We start from the raw sequence: 15,019 nt of genomic DNA, 5'->3' as shown, positions 1-15,019 counted from the left end.
CTCAGCCTCATATATTACTTCGCTTGCTTTAAAGCTTCATTCACACATGCATTCACAGTTTCAGAAACCACTTTATTTACAATCGTTGCTCGTGCTGATGGATCAATTGCAGCCGTTGCTAACTCAAAAGTAGTAACACTTTCTGGCGCTTTTTCACTGACACAGCCACAAACATTGCTTTGGATATCATTACGCTGTTCTGTGGTCATAAAACGTGTTGCAGTCTTCCATGCTGCAACATTATTGATTTCATTTAAACACTTTGCATTTACAGCAACTTTGAGTGCTGCCACACCAAGCTGTTGCGAAGTCGTCGCTGAATTATTTGTATCTGTCGCAGCACATCCTGCAAATACTAAAACAACGGGAGCAATAACCAATACCAACTTTTTCATATTTTTAACCTGTATCTAAATTTTTGGCAGGCGTATTGTGCCTAAATGCCAAACTTTATGATATGACTCAAAGTTATCTTTACATAATATAACAGTTATAATTTATCCATTTCAGCTTGACCGTTCCAAGCATAATACGCTCTGTTACAGATAAACTGTATGCGGAATAAATAGCGATATTTAAAATCAAATCACTCATATATCACAGCTAGGATGTTGCGATGTCAACCTCAGCACAATACTACACACGCACAGCACAAGTTTTGCATTGGCTCATGGCTGCCATTTTTATTATCGCTTGGCTTATCGGCTTTTATAGCGGTAATTTTCTCAGCTATGACGTTGATGGTAGTTTTAAGGGAAGCGTGATTACATTGCATAAAAATATTGCAACTACAATTATCTTCTTAGTTGTCATTCGTATTTTTTGGCGCTACACCCATCCCGTCCCACAATTACCAAACACCATGTCACCGACGATGAAAACGCTGGCACATGTTGGACATTTCTTACTTTACTTAATGCTTTTGGCTTTACCGATTACTGGTTGTTTATTTAGTTGGAGCGCTGGACACCCAGCTCCAGTTTTATATTTATTTGAAATACCACGTTTAGTACAAGATAATCCAGAGCTTCTAGCAATCGTTAAGCCCTTACATATTTACATATCTTGGTTTGCGGGCTTACTGATTGTTGGGCATGCCTTAGCAGCGATTAAACACCATTTTATTGATAAAGATAATGTATTGCTGAGTATGATACGTCGCCCAAAATAATTTTTGATCATAAAAAAACCGCTTTACGCGGTTTTCTTAACTTAGATTTTCTTTACTTCACTGATCCACTTTTGCTTATCTTCATCACAAATAAATGAAGCCTCAAAAGAGTTGATGGCAAGTTGTTTTAATTCATCATGGCTTAAATCTAAAGCCTGTTGAATGGCAAAGAAATTATCATTCATATAACCACCGAAATACGAAGGATCATCCGAGTTCACGGTCACATGTACGCCCTTTTGCAATAAACGGCGGATATTGTGTTCTTTCATATCATTGACCACACACAATTTTAAATTGCTGAGTGGGCAAACCGTTAAAGGCATCTTTTCAGCAATTAAGCGTGCCATGAGTTGCTCGTCTTCTTCAGAACGCACACCATGATCAATACGGTTTACTTTGAGCAAGTCCAAAGCTTCCCAGATATATTCTGGCGGACCTTCCTCACCTGCATGTGCAACAATCAAGAAACCTGCTTCACGCGCTTTAGCGAATACACGCTCAAATTTTGCTGGTGGATGCCCGACTTCACTTGAATCTAGGCCAATTGCGATAATGTCATCTTTAAAGGGCAATGCTTGCTCAAGTGTCTCAAAGGCTTTCTCTTCACTTAAATGACGCAAGAAACACATGATGAGATGTGAACTAATCCCAAGCTTCTCTTTGGCATCTTTACAAGCACGTTTTAAGCCAGCAATGACGGTAGCAAACTCTACACCACGCTCAGTATGTGTTTGAGGATCGAAGAACATTTCTGTATGCACGACTCGATCTTCAGCACATTTTTCAAAATATGCCCAAGCAAGATCATAAAAGTCTTGTTCATGCACAAGCACGTTTGCGCCTGCATAGTAAATGTCTAGAAATGATTGAAGATTATGGAAGTTATAAGCTTGCTTCACTTCTTCAACAGATTGATAAGGAATCTGAATCTGATTACGCTGTGCAATTGCAAACATCAGTTCTGGTTCAAAAGTCCCTTCAATATGCACATGCAATTCGGCTTTGGGTAAAGCACGAATCAGCTCGACTTGATTCATATTAACTCCACGTCTAAATAAAAAAGGGTGTTGCCAAAATGGGTACACCCCTTTTTTTGATTCTCTTTGAAAAATGAGCTGCGATGAAAGCAGCTCAAAAAGAGAATGTTAAAAAATACTCAGCTTACCCGCCAAATGCAGCAAACTTAAACACCCAAAGCGCAGCAATAATCCAAACCATATAAGGGACTGTTTTCGCCTTGCCCGTAAGCAGTTTAACCAATGCGTAGCTAATAAAACCCATTGCGATACCATCTGCAATTGAATAGGTAAATGGCATAAATACAATGGTTAAAAATGCTGGAACTGCCTCAGTAATATCATCCCAATCAATATGAGTGATACCCTGAATCATTAATACACCAATGAATAACAATGCAGGTGCGGTCGCGAAACCTGGTACAGATTGCGCAAGCGGTGCTAGAAATAAACACCCAACAAATAATACCGCAACCACGACAGCCGTTAAACCTGTACGACCACCCGCAGCAACGCCAGAAGCAGATTCGATATAAGGGGTAGTTGAAGATGTCCCCAATGCTGCACCTGCAACAATTGCAGATGAATCAGCAAACAAGGCTTTCTTCAAACGCGGTAATTTGCCATCTTTCAATAAACCCGCTCGGTGAGAAACCCCCACCAAAGTCCCTGTACTGTCAAATAGATCGACAATGAAAAATACGAAAATAACGCCGATCATGCTGGCAGTAAACAAGCCTTCAAAATCCATTTGCATGAATGTTGGCGCTAGAGATGGAACTTGACCAACAACACCTTTAAATTCATTTAGGCCCAAAGCAGTGGCTATCGCAGTAACGACCAAAATACTAATAATGATTGCACCACGAATTTTAAACTGGTGTAACACCACAATCATTAAAAAGCCAAATAAAGCCAACAATACAGAGGGTTGCTTAATATCACCCAAACCCACTAAAGTCGCTGGATTATCAACAATAATACCTGCATTTTTTAGCGCAATTAAGGCAAGGAATAAACCAATACCACCGCCAATCGCCAACTTCAGTGACATCGGGATCGCGTTGACAATCGCTTCACGAATCTTCATAAAGCTAATTGCCAAGAATACGATCCCTGAAATGAACACCGCAGCCAAAGCAGTTTCCCAAGGAACCCCCATACCCAAACAAACAGAATAGGTAAAATAGGCATTCAACCCCATACCAGGTGCGAGCGCAATTGGATAGTTTGCAATCAACCCCATCACTAAACAGCCAATGGCAGCAGCCAAACAGGTAGCAACAAACACGGCACCATGATCCATTCCTGTTTCAGAAAGAATCATTGGATTTACAATAATGATGTAACACATGGTCAAAAATGTAGTTACACCTGCTAGAACTTCTGTTCTAAAGTTGGTTTTGTTTTCACTTAATTTAAATAAGCGTTCTAACAAACCAGCCGAAGCATTAGGCATTGCCATAATAGCACCTGTTAAAATCTAGGATCGTAGGAGATGAAATCTATACCTTTGTGTTTCAAATATTTTTTGAATTTAAACCAAAAGGTATACAAAGCTAAAAGCAATCAATGTGCCAGCTTGATACGTGTTACATCTAAAACTTGGATAAATCGAATTCCGCAATTAAAAATATAAAAAGCTGCATAACAAATATGCAGCTTTTTATTTAATGGTAAATATTTTAACAGATTCTATAGAAAACTTGCGAATCGAAAATTAAAAAAATTTTTTTTTAATCACAAGCTGAAATGCATCAAATTGGACCATCTAAGCATCATGATATTCAGACATCAATGACTCTGTTTCAGTGTAGGTAAATTTGTATGTGGGCTATGCTGAATTTCATTCAAACTATGCTCAGCATCATGAACAACTTTCATAAGCTCTTGGCGTTTTTTCGTTTGGGCATCTACATGCGTTGAATAGCCCAAGATACCAATAGAAAATATAAGTAATAGTATAAGTACGATCTTCATTATTATTATCTCTGTTTCACCGTTTTCTTTAACATTAGCAAAGAATGTGAAATATTCTACTTTTTTAAGGATAAATGGCGAAATTAACGTAATTACAATGTAATTCACCACATCGTGTTTTTAACTTTTAATTATGCTTTTAAAAATAAGAAACTTGATGTGTAATTTATATATTTAGTATTTTCAACAACATATAGTGGAAATTCTTTAGCACCTCAATTTGAGTGAACAATACCCGATGTCTTCCCCTACTTATACGCTGTTACATATTAAAAAGAGCAGTTTTGCTTAATCAAAACTGCTCTTTAATAGCATTAAATTAACTTATTAGAACTGATAATTTAGACGCACCAAGAAGTTGCGAGGTGTTCCCGGCATTGTGTTCGATCTCCAATATACTTTATCTGTAAGATTATTGACTGCAAATGTCGCTCCCCAATGCTCTCCTTTATAACCAACCGCAGCATCTAAACGCGTCCAGCCATCAAGCTTGGTATCTGGGTTATTGGAAATATTCGTGTAAAGAGAACCATTATAAGTTGCACCAACTTCCGTATAAATATTTTCAACAGGTAGATAACGAATGAATAAATTACCAGTATTTTTAGCTGTGTTTGCTAAGTAGTGACCAGTGTTAGCAGATTTTGGATCTTTATCATCTTTCACTTTTGCATCTGTATATCCATAGCCACCGCGAATAAACACATTATCAAGTACACGACCAATAAAACTAAATTCAGCTCCTTTTGACTGATGTTCACCGCCTACTACATAATCAAAAGGGCGACTATCTGGATCGGGCCTATAACGAATATTTTTCTTACGGATATCAAATACAGAAAACTGAGTATTTAAGCGATCATTGAACCAATCACTTTTTACACCAATTTCGTATTGCTCATTATATTGCGGTTCAGCATTCACCGTCCTCAAATCAATCGTACCATTGGTAAATGGCGAAACGCCTGCACTGCCACCAAACGGTGCAAAGCTTTTACTATAAGAGGTATAAAAACTCTGATTATCTACTGGCTGCCAAACAAAACCTACATTCGGGCTAAAGGTTTCAGCATCCATTGTGACTGACTGCCCATATGTTTTTGAAATAGCCAAAGTATCACGAGTTTTTACTTCATATTGATCATAACGGGCGCCAAGCATCATTTTTAACGTTGGCGTTAATGAAATAAGGTCTTGTACAAAAAATGCCAAACTATCATTGTTTTGATGAGTATAGGATGTTGCATTTGGGCGACCATGGTTACGATCAAATGAAGTCATATAGTCACTTGTATTATAAGGATTAATTAATTGATAGTGTAATCCAGCTTTATCTTGACTTGAATAATTACCTAACTTAGGCTCACGATCTTCATGTGACCAATCAGCACCAACCATTACCTGATGTTCTAATCTACCAGTCTTAAATTTGCCCGTAATATCAAATGTGTTTGTCGTGGTCTTATTCATGGTTTCTTGCCATGCATAAGACTGCTTAATATAACCAGTTTTGCATCCATCTTTATCGTCTGTACAATACTTCCCGCCAAAAAAATTATCGAAATCTTGATTAGCTTGTCGATAACTTAAGGCCCAATGAACCTTCCAATCTGGCGCAAACTCATATCTTAGATCGGTACGTACCGTTTGTAATTCATCCACGATAAAATCTGATGCTGTTGCAAAGCCTGTTTCTCTTAAAATATTTTCAGGGAAACGACTTAATACCGAAAATGATGGACCACGATCAGGAATACGATCTAATTTGTCATAGGTATACTCTGTAGTCCACAACAACTTCTCATCATCACTGCGATAAGTCACACTGGGTGAAAACATAGATTGTTTTGTGCCAATACCTGAACGGAAACTATTGGTATCAGATTTTTCACCAACTAAACGTACCGCCCAATTATCATTCACCACTTGATTGATATCTAAAGTCCCCCCGATATTGTCATAAGAACCACCAAAGATACCCACAGAACTTTTAGAGTCGAAATTGGCAAACTTAGTCACCATATTTACTACACCGCCGCCTGCTCCACGCCCATACAACACAGAAGCTGGACCTTTTAGAATTTCAATACGTTCTACATTGGCCGTACTACGACGAACTTGCCCCCCTTCGCGTACACCATTACGGTAGATGTCACTAGTATCAGCACTGAATCCACGAATCATAATACCGTCACCGCGAGTATCATATGTCGTTGATACACCTGGCGTACCTTGTAGCATCACGCTTAAATCATTTGCACCATAGATTTTATATTTCTGAACATCGATCGTATCAATGGTCTGCGGAATATCTTTCTTCTTTAAACCATTCCGCGTAACACTCGCCTGATCATAATCAATAAAGCTTTTAATCGGATCAAGCTCGCTCATTGCTTCAATTTTGATGGTTGGCATTACAGCAGTTTGAGCGTTTGTTTCATTTGCAATTACATACTGCGCTTGAAGCATCATCAAACTCAATAAACTAAATTTAAAAATAGGCTTTTGATACAAGCCTAAATGTGAAGATTTCATAAAAATTCCAAAAAACAGTTCAGACGAAAAATTAAAAAAATAAATATTAAAAAAACGATACAATTTTAATAAAAATAATTCTCATTTTCACCAACTTTCGTATTAATTTTCAATCTTTGGGTTGTTTTTCACCCTCCAGGAAATAGATATTTTTTACGAATGGAAAAAAAGTACTACTACAATCACAATAATTTGCGTCTTGGCTATTATCATAGATTAGATATTTAATGAATGAACCAAGCAAAGAATCGACATGAGAGCTGAATTAAAAGCAAGAATTTTGAAAATCTGCGACGAAAAAATTGAGAAAAAAGGCAGCAATGTCGGACTATCTTTTTATGCTTTTTTCGCTAACAAAAATGATGATCCTGAATGTTTAATGGAGGCAGCGCACTGGTGGATAATGGAACACCAATTAGATCATTTTGAAAAAGCCATAAAGATTAAAGAACTTGTCTTGAAGACATGACGATGGACGAGTTTAAACATGATTCTTTCTTTTTCATTCTGAATTGTCTGAAACAATTCAGCTACGTCCCTACCTTTCAGTGTCTGCTTAGATACAGACCATTTCTATCATAAAAATAACAGCGTATATTGTTCTAAAATTTATATTTAGCATGCGACATGATTTCCAGAAAAACCAGCGATGCAGGCATCTTCTTGTGGATGGTGTATCAAACCATGCACAAAATGAATCTAGATGCAGCTGCAATTTTTGCAAGCGTTCACCTACCTGATCAACCGCCAGATAAATTCGTCCGTCGTGATAACTCAACACAGCTACGCTTTTGGCGTTCCGCAGAAGAAATCAGCAAAGATCAAAATATCGGATTACATGTGGGCGCAAATATACCGCCCTTTCGTGGTCAAGTGATTGAATATCTTTTCCTCAGTAGTCCAACATTTGGTGAAGGATTACAACGTACTATTCGCTATCAAGCATTACTCACAGATGCGATGTCTTTAAAGCTTGAAAGTCATGATGATAATGAGATTGCGATCATTTCTGGTCTCAATCATCCCGTAAGACATTACTTAGAATGTGCGATAGGTATTTTGCTTAATTTCTTCAAATATATAAGTGAAGATGCTTTTACACCTTCTGAAATCTGGCTTCCTTACGCTGAAGGAGCCAGTCTAGATGAATATAAAAAAATATGGGGGTGTAATGTCAGACTTGGACAAACTGAAGGCTGTATTTTCTTTGATGCGAAATTATTAGACCATCATTCGCCTGCTTATGAACCTGAGCTATTAAAAGTCCATGAACACCATGCCGCCTCACAACTTGAGCTTTTATATAAACATCAACTTATTGATGAGATAGAAAAGATCTTGGCCAGTGGATTATTGGAATCGAGTGAGTTTGATCAGAACGTTGTTGCGAGAAGATTAAACCGTAGTGCCCGTAGTTTAAGAGCGGATTTGCAACTTTTGAATACAACTTATGAAAAAGTAATTGCGCAATATCGTGAACGACTTGCTCGGCGCTTACTCTCTCAGACCCAAGAGTCAATTGATCAAATTGTTTATCTTACGGGTTTCTCAGAACCCTCTGCATTTTCAAGAGCTTTTAAACGTTGGACAGGTGAAACACCAACAGCTTATCGACTACGAAAACAACAATAAGTTGATTTAATCGGCAGATTATAACTGCCTGTTCAGTCAAAAAATTTCACCATTAAGTTTCTACAATCTGATCCATGTTTTATGAGGGAATCTAACATGATCGGTTTTCCAGTAGGTATCTTTGTTGCAAATGGGATGGAATGGTATTTTCATAAGGTATGGCTACATGAATTTCCAAGTAAAAATAGAAATAGCCCCTTCTTTACTCATATTGCACATCACAAACGTGCGCGTTTAAATGGCTTTCATGATGAAGGTTATGCAGAATCGATGTTTAAAAATGCTGAAATTTATAATGAAAAAACAGCATTATATGGTTTAACCGCTGCTGCAACTGTCTTTCTTCCCGTTGCTCCTTTCTTTACCGCTGGTTTGTATTATGGGATTTGGAATTATTGGAAAGTCCACGCTAAGTCTCATTTAGACCCTGAATATGCGCAAAAAAGGATTCCTTGGCACTATGACCACCACATGACCAGTAATCAAAATGCAAACTGGTGTGTCACGCGACCTTGGTTTGACTACATCATGGGAACACGCGTGATGACCGATGCTTCGACCACTGAAACCAACCCTCTAGCCATGAAAATGCCTATTTGGTTAGAGAAAAGGGTGAATAAAGCAGCTCGTCGTTTACTGCCTAAAGCTTTTGCAAAAATTGATGAAAATTCTAAACTTGACCAATTAAATTTACGTCAGGGAATTGAGGTGGCTTTATAGAGATTTTTTGTTTTAAGTCTAAAATAATTAGGTAATTTTCGTTGGTGCTAAAAGGGAGTAGATATACTATTCCCTTTTTCAATACTGTAAAAAACTAATACTATTGTGAAATGAAAAAATTATAGTCGTTTTACTTATCCTTGCTCCCACATACCTATTCGTCTCGATGAGGACTACTATCAATTAAACGCCGTGGTGTGTTTGGAGGAAGTAAAAACCAATTACTGACGAGCGAATAATTGGCACAAACTATATTTTTAAGATTTTTACACGTTATTTTGACTTTTCGGCTCCCCGCAACAGACACAAGTCTTCCTAATTAAAAAATCAAGACCATTAAAAAGAAACATCTTTTTCCCAATAAAAAAACTTTGACCACACCATGGGCATATATCTTTTGCTAGAAAATAAAATATAGAAATATATCCAATTGGAATTAAAGCTATTGGTAGTGAAATCAAAATATAATGTTCTTCAACCCTAAGCAACATACTAATTAAAATTACAACAGATGGAAATACAAAAATAATCCCTATGAGTCTTCTGCGTAATTTAAGTAGTTCTAGATATTTCGATTGCTGATTATTTTCCATAATTATTAACTTTTTTATAAAGTCACAACTAGTTACTGATCTAGTATAATCTAACTAAGAAGTAAGAGAAGCTTTTGTGCTGCACATATACACTTTAAATAATTGTTCAACGAACATTTGCAGCAACCATGAAAGCAACTATTTTATCTAAAAGCATAGAGATCTTTTTAAATGAATTAATGCGCACTGGTTTTCGATAACAAATTCAATATCAATACGCCAGCCATAATCAATGTAATACCCACAATGCCCCACATATCTAGTTTTTGATCAAAGACAATCCAAGCCACAGCCGAGATGAGTACAATCCCCAACCCAGACCAAATCGCATATGCAATACCTACAGGAATCGTTTTTAAAGTCAAAGACAAACAATAAAATGCAATAATATAACCAAGCACGACAATAATTGAAGCAATCGGTTTAGTAAAACCTTCGCTACTTTTTAAAGCTGAAGTTGCAATCACTTCAGCAATAATTGCAATGAATAAAAACATCCAATTCTTCATTAATTTTGATACCTAGCCCAATACACACTAAATAGTAAGACATGATACACAAAGAAAAACACCCTTTTTGGTAAAAGGGTGTTTTTAGGATTTATCTAATATAGCTAAACGTTACGCTGATTTCTTCGCCATATTATTTTTACGAATCGTGATCATGACCAATTGAACCGCGGCTGGAGTCACACCCGGAATACGATTGGCTTGCGCCAATGTTTCAGGACGAACTGTCTTTAATTTCTGAGTGATTTCACGAGATAAGCCCGATACAATATCATAATCAAAATCAACTGGGATCTTGGTTTCTTCCAAACGCTTCATTTGAGCAACATCATCATGTTGACGATTGATATAACCTGCATATTTCACAGCAATTTCGATTTGCTCGCCCACATGTTGAGCAACATCCGAACCTGTCAATTCTGCGATTTGACTGAAATCAATATTTGGACGCTTCAACAAATCAATTGCACTGCATTCTTTACTAAGATCTGCGCCTGTCATTTCAACAAACTTTTTGCCCATTGGGTTATTTGGTGCAGCCCACAAATGCTGTAAACGAGAGGTTTCACGCTCAACCGCTTCCATTTTCTCACTATAAGCAGCCCAACGTTCATCATCAACTAAACCAAGCTCACGACCAATCGGCGTTAAACGTTGATCAGCATTATCTTCACGCAACATCAAACGATATTCTGCACGTGAAGTAAACATACGGTAAGGCTCTTTAGTACCTAAAGTGATAAGGTCATCAACCAATACGCCCATATATGCTTGATCACGTTTTGGTGTCCACTCTTCTTGTTCCCAAGCACGACGTGCCGCATTCAAACCAGCAAGTAAACCTTGCGCACCAGCTTCTTCATAGCCAGTAGTACCATTGATCTGACCAGCAAAATACAGGTTCTGAATCGCTTTAGTTTCAAGCGTAAATTTCAGTGCTTGTGGATTAAAATAGTCATATTCAATCGCATAGCCCGGACGTAGGATATGCGCATTTTCCATACCACGAATTGAACGAACTAAATTGAACTGCACATCAAACGGCAATGAAGTCGAAATACCATTAGGATAAAGCTCATGGGTATCCAAGCCTTCAGGCTCTAGGAAAACTTGGTGCGAATCTTTATCTGCAAAACGATGAATTTTATCTTCAATCGATGGGCAGTAACGCGGCCCAACACCTTCAATCACACCGGTATACATCGGCGAACGGTCTAAACCACCACGAATAATCTCATGGGTTTTTTCGCTTGTATGGGTAATATAACAATTCACTTGTTCTGGGTGCATCGACACATCACCCATAAATGACATAACAGGAGATGGAAAATCACCCGGTTGTGCGGTCATGACTGAGAAATCAACCGTACGTGCATCAATACGCGGCGGCGTACCTGTCTTTAAGCGACCCACTGGTAATTTGAGTTCACGTAAACGCTGTGCCAATGCAATCGAAGGTGGATCACCTGCACGACCACCGCTTGAATTTTGTAAACCAATATGGATGACACCACCCAAGAAGGTTCCCGTCGTCAACACCACAGTTTTAGTGTCGAAACGAATACCCATTTGAGTGACAACACCTTTAACCGTATCACCTTCAACAATAAGATCATCCGCCGCTTGTTGGAAAATGTCTAAATTTGCTTGGTTTTCTAAGGTATGACGAATCGCAGCTTTAAAACGAACACGGTCAGCCTGTGCACGTGTTGCACGAACTGCAGCGCCTTTACGCGAATTTAAAATACGGAATTGAATACCACCTTTATCCGCTGCAAGTGCCATTGCACCACCGAGCGCATCGATTTCACGGACTAGATGTGATTTACCAATACCACCAATCGCAGGGTTACAGCTCATCTGCCCCAAAGTCTCAATATTATGCGTCAACAATAATGTTTGTCTTCCCATACGTGCAGCCGCAAGCGCCGCTTCCGTACCAGCGTGACCGCCACCAATTACGATAACGTCGTAAACTTTAGGATAGTGCATAGTGGTAAATGTGTATTCTAAAAATGACAGAGCATTATACAGGATTTTCCTCGTTATTTGACAAAAAGCAGTGAGATTCTTATCGGCTACAAAGGATTGATAAAGCGAAAAATGACACAAAAAGAAACTTCCTGTTGCATTTTCCCTGTACTTTTAACAAAGCGCTCTAAAATTGCTAACCTGATCACCACTGTCTTATCTCAAAATATTTCTATCCTAAAAGTACAGAACAAATACTTTAGGAAAATGAAATGAACTCGAAGCTTTTACTGTCATCATTAATCTGTGGTTTATTTTTTACTGTAACGGCTCAAGCAAATGCCAAAACTGCCACAGATCCACTGACCCAGAAGTATCAGCAAGTATGTAAAGGTAAGAAACAAGGTGATGCGGTTTCATTTGCCCACAAAGGTGTTGTTTTTAACGGTGCTTGTGAAAGCGATGAAAATAACAAGCTAAGCTTCCAACCTCCAACGCCTGCCTCTGAAGCGCCAGTAGAAACACAAAGCAAAATTTCAGAAACACAATCTGAACCACGCCCTGTAAGCACACCGACTGAACTGCCAGCAGAAGCACCATCTGAACTTGCTGCTCCGATGGAAAATACCGAACAACCGATGATGGATAATGATCAAGAAGCACCTTAAATCAATCAAAGTGCTTAAATGAAGATCCAATGAAAGAAAGGATGCCGCGTGATGTGGCATCCTTTCATGTTTTTTAAATACCGAATTCTTAGAAACTACAGTTATTTCATCTTAAAAATTGTAATCTGTCTATTTTATAAGCCCTTTAACAAGCCTGAATCCATTACAATAATCCCAAATACATTTACTTAGGTTGTCCTGTGAACTGGCTACAAATTCATATTACTGTCGATCAAGATCAAGTTGAACTTACTGAAACCCTACTCCTATCATTAGGCGCAGTGAGTGTAACTTTAGATGATGCCGAAGATCAGGCCTTACTTGAACCATTACCAGGTGAAACACCACTTTGGAACAAAGTCATTGTTACAGGCATTTATCAACAAGAAGAAGATGATCCAATTGATGTCGATACGTTGGAAGCATTCTTAAAAGCACAACTTCCAGATGTTCCGATGCGTCATGAATATCTAGAAAACCAAGTATGGGAACGTGCGTGGATGGACTATTATGAGCCAATCCAAATCGGTGAGAAATACTGGATCGTACCTGAATGGCTAGAACCTCCAGAAGCAGATGCAACCAACATCAAGCTTGATCCTGGTTTAGCTTTCGGCACAGGTAACCATGCTAGTACGTTCTTGTGCTTACAATGGTTAGGCAAAACCGATGTAAAAGACAAAATCGTGATTGACTATGGTTGTGGCTCAGGAATTTTAGGTGTTGCAGCATTGTTGCTCGGCGCAAAAAAGGTCTATGCAACAGACATTGACCCTCAAGCAGTCTTGGCGACCAAACAAAATGCAGAATTAAATGGTGTACTTGATCGTCTTTATGTAGGCTTGCCAGAAGAGTTCGATCAAGAATTTAAACAACAACAAGCAGATGTACTGGTTGCAAATATTTTGGCAGCACCGTTAATGGCACTTGCGCCTGAATTCTCAACTTTATTAAAAAATGAGGGCGAGTTCGCACTTGCTGGTGTAATAGAAGAGCAAGTTGCTGATGTTTCTAGTGTTTACTCTCAGTTTTTTGATATATTAGAGATCGAAAAGCGTGAAGAAAACTGGTGTCGCATTTCAGGAAAACGTAAAACAACAACTTGAGATCTCTATAAGTTATGAGTGAAAAACAAACCCGCTGCCCTAAATGCTCAACCGTGTACAAAGTGACCCTTTCACAACTCAGCGTTGCACAGGGTATGGTTTGTTGTCCAAAATGTGTGATTAACTTTAATGCACTCACTAATTTACTCGCTTCTGAAGAAGATGAAACGATTGCCGTACCCGCAAATCGTTCATTATTTTCTTCAATCCAACCAAACAGCTCATTTGCAGAAAAGCAAATGCAAATTTTAAGTATTTTTGATCAAAAAATTGAAAACTCAAATATCGATCTATTGACCTATTTAAACAACCTAAATTATTTCAATACCGAACCAGTCACTGCTTTACCCAACTTAAACCTTTCAGAAGACACCGTTCTCATAGATGAGACTTCGACTGAAAAACAACACGGTTGGCTGTACTACACCCTTTGGGGGCTTGGCAATATCACCCTTATACTGGTATTTGCCTTTCAAATTTTATGGTTCAATCCTAAATTGATGCACGAAAGCCCTGCATTAAATCGGATCTTTAACTACGCATGCGGCGCTTTAACTTGTAAAACAAGAGATGAGCAGTATAAATATTTAAACTTTGAGAAAGTGCAAGTTAGACCTGCTGATCAAAATTCAACACGTTTTTCAGGTACGCTCGTCAACCGACACGAAAACAGTGTTGTGCTTCCTGCCATTAAAGTTATTTTGAAAGACAATGGTGAAGTGATTTCAAATACGGTATTAACCCCCCAAAACTATTTGGTTGATAGCTTGAAGACGATTCAACGCATCCCGACAAATAGCCCTTTTAGGTTTGAATTTACCATCCCAAATAGCAAAAACAGCTTCAATGACTATAGTTTAGAAATTGTACAACCCTAAAAACGAAAAAAAATGACAAAAAAATATAAAAAAAGTGCAGTTAATTTGCTCACTTTTTCGTAGACAGTGGTATGATACGCGCCACGAAAGCTTTGACCTACATACTCCTCGTTATTTATAGACAAAAAATAGTTAAACGAACTGTGCTTCTATCCCATAAGCGCATTGTCGGTTTTTTTGTTTTTGAAAGTAGGCTGTAACAAATATTTAACTATTGTTACGCTTATTTTTTACACA

The 15,019-nt window shown here is 38.1% G+C and carries 14 protein-coding genes; 7 read left to right on the top strand and 7 right to left on the bottom strand.

The genetic code is table 11. The features are described 5' to 3' along the window. Positions 1-14: 14 nt before the first annotated feature. Positions 15-395 (bottom strand): hypothetical protein, encoded by a 381-nt coding sequence (locus tag EAH57_RS08340; protein WP_121929650.1) that lies wholly within the window; start codon positions 393-395, stop codon positions 15-17. A gap of 221 nt (positions 396-616) precedes the next feature. Between EAH57_RS08340 and EAH57_RS08335 the strand changes: the two genes are divergently transcribed. Then, entirely contained in the window at positions 617-1,171 is a 555-nt protein-coding gene (locus tag EAH57_RS08335; protein WP_121929649.1) for a cytochrome b, read from the top strand. Between the two features lie 41 nt (positions 1,172-1,212). On the opposite strand, the gene EAH57_RS08330 is transcribed toward EAH57_RS08335, so the two are convergent. The 4 genes from EAH57_RS08330 to EAH57_RS08315 form a co-directional block, all read right to left on the bottom strand. Next, entirely contained in the window at positions 1,213-2,211 is a 999-nt protein-coding gene (locus EAH57_RS08330; RefSeq protein WP_121929648.1) for an adenosine deaminase, read from the bottom strand. 124 nt (positions 2,212-2,335) lie between these two features. Continuing rightward, on the bottom strand, positions 2,336-3,655 hold the full coding sequence (locus tag EAH57_RS08325) for an NCS2 family permease (protein WP_121929647.1): 1,320 nt from the start codon (positions 3,653-3,655) through the stop codon (positions 2,336-2,338). A 329-nt stretch (positions 3,656-3,984) separates the two neighbouring features. Beyond that, a complete protein-coding gene (locus tag EAH57_RS08320) occupies positions 3,985-4,170 on the bottom strand; it encodes a hypothetical protein (RefSeq protein WP_004670602.1) in 186 nt (61 codons plus the stop codon). 327 nt (positions 4,171-4,497) lie between these two features. Continuing rightward, on the bottom strand, positions 4,498-6,705 hold the full coding sequence (locus EAH57_RS08315) for a TonB-dependent receptor (RefSeq protein ID WP_121929646.1): 2,208 nt from the start codon (positions 6,703-6,705) through the stop codon (positions 4,498-4,500). A gap of 253 nt (positions 6,706-6,958) precedes the next feature. On the opposite strand from EAH57_RS08315, the gene EAH57_RS08310 reads away from it, so the two are divergent. The 3 genes from EAH57_RS08310 (at position 6,959) to EAH57_RS08300 (ending at position 9,057) form a co-directional block, all read left to right on the top strand. Continuing rightward, positions 6,959-7,174, top strand: coding sequence for a DUF6500 family protein (locus tag EAH57_RS08310; RefSeq protein ID WP_121929645.1), 216 nt, complete (start codon positions 6,959-6,961; stop codon positions 7,172-7,174). A 158-nt stretch (positions 7,175-7,332) separates the two neighbouring features. Beyond that, a complete protein-coding gene (locus EAH57_RS08305; protein WP_121929644.1) occupies positions 7,333-8,337 on the top strand; it encodes an AraC family transcriptional regulator in 1,005 nt (334 codons plus the stop codon). A 96-nt stretch (positions 8,338-8,433) separates the two neighbouring features. Continuing rightward, on the top strand, positions 8,434-9,057 hold the full coding sequence (locus EAH57_RS08300) for a sterol desaturase family protein (protein ID WP_121929643.1): 624 nt from the start codon (positions 8,434-8,436) through the stop codon (positions 9,055-9,057). 769 nt (positions 9,058-9,826) lie between these two features. On the opposite strand, the gene EAH57_RS08290 is transcribed toward EAH57_RS08300, so the two are convergent. Next, a complete protein-coding gene (locus EAH57_RS08290; protein WP_121929642.1) occupies positions 9,827-10,159 on the bottom strand; it encodes a DMT family transporter in 333 nt (110 codons plus the stop codon). Between the two features lie 111 nt (positions 10,160-10,270). Beyond that, a complete protein-coding gene (gene mnmG, locus EAH57_RS08285; RefSeq protein ID WP_004670589.1) occupies positions 10,271-12,151 on the bottom strand; it encodes a tRNA uridine-5-carboxymethylaminomethyl(34) synthesis enzyme MnmG in 1,881 nt (626 codons plus the stop codon). 251 nt (positions 12,152-12,402) lie between these two features. Between mnmG and EAH57_RS08280 the strand changes: the two genes are divergently transcribed. From EAH57_RS08280 to EAH57_RS08270, 3 genes are all read left to right on the top strand, one after another. Further along, positions 12,403-12,798, top strand: a complete 396-nt coding sequence (locus tag EAH57_RS08280; RefSeq protein WP_121929641.1) for a hypothetical protein — start codon at positions 12,403-12,405, stop codon at positions 12,796-12,798. Between the two features lie 200 nt (positions 12,799-12,998). Then, a complete protein-coding gene (gene prmA / locus EAH57_RS08275) occupies positions 12,999-13,904 on the top strand; it encodes a 50S ribosomal protein L11 methyltransferase (RefSeq protein ID WP_121929640.1) in 906 nt (301 codons plus the stop codon). A 14-nt stretch (positions 13,905-13,918) separates the two neighbouring features. Next, complete coding sequence (locus tag EAH57_RS08270; protein ID WP_121929639.1) at positions 13,919-14,782, top strand: zinc-ribbon and DUF3426 domain-containing protein; 864 nt, start codon at positions 13,919-13,921, stop codon at positions 14,780-14,782. Positions 14,783-15,019: the final 237 nt, after the last annotated feature.

Origin of the sequence: Acinetobacter sp. 2JN-4 (genome assembly GCF_003687745.1) — a bacterium.
Lineage (GTDB): Bacteria > Pseudomonadota > Gammaproteobacteria > Pseudomonadales > Moraxellaceae > Acinetobacter > Acinetobacter halotolerans.
This window is presented reverse-complemented; position numbering and strand designations above follow the sequence as displayed.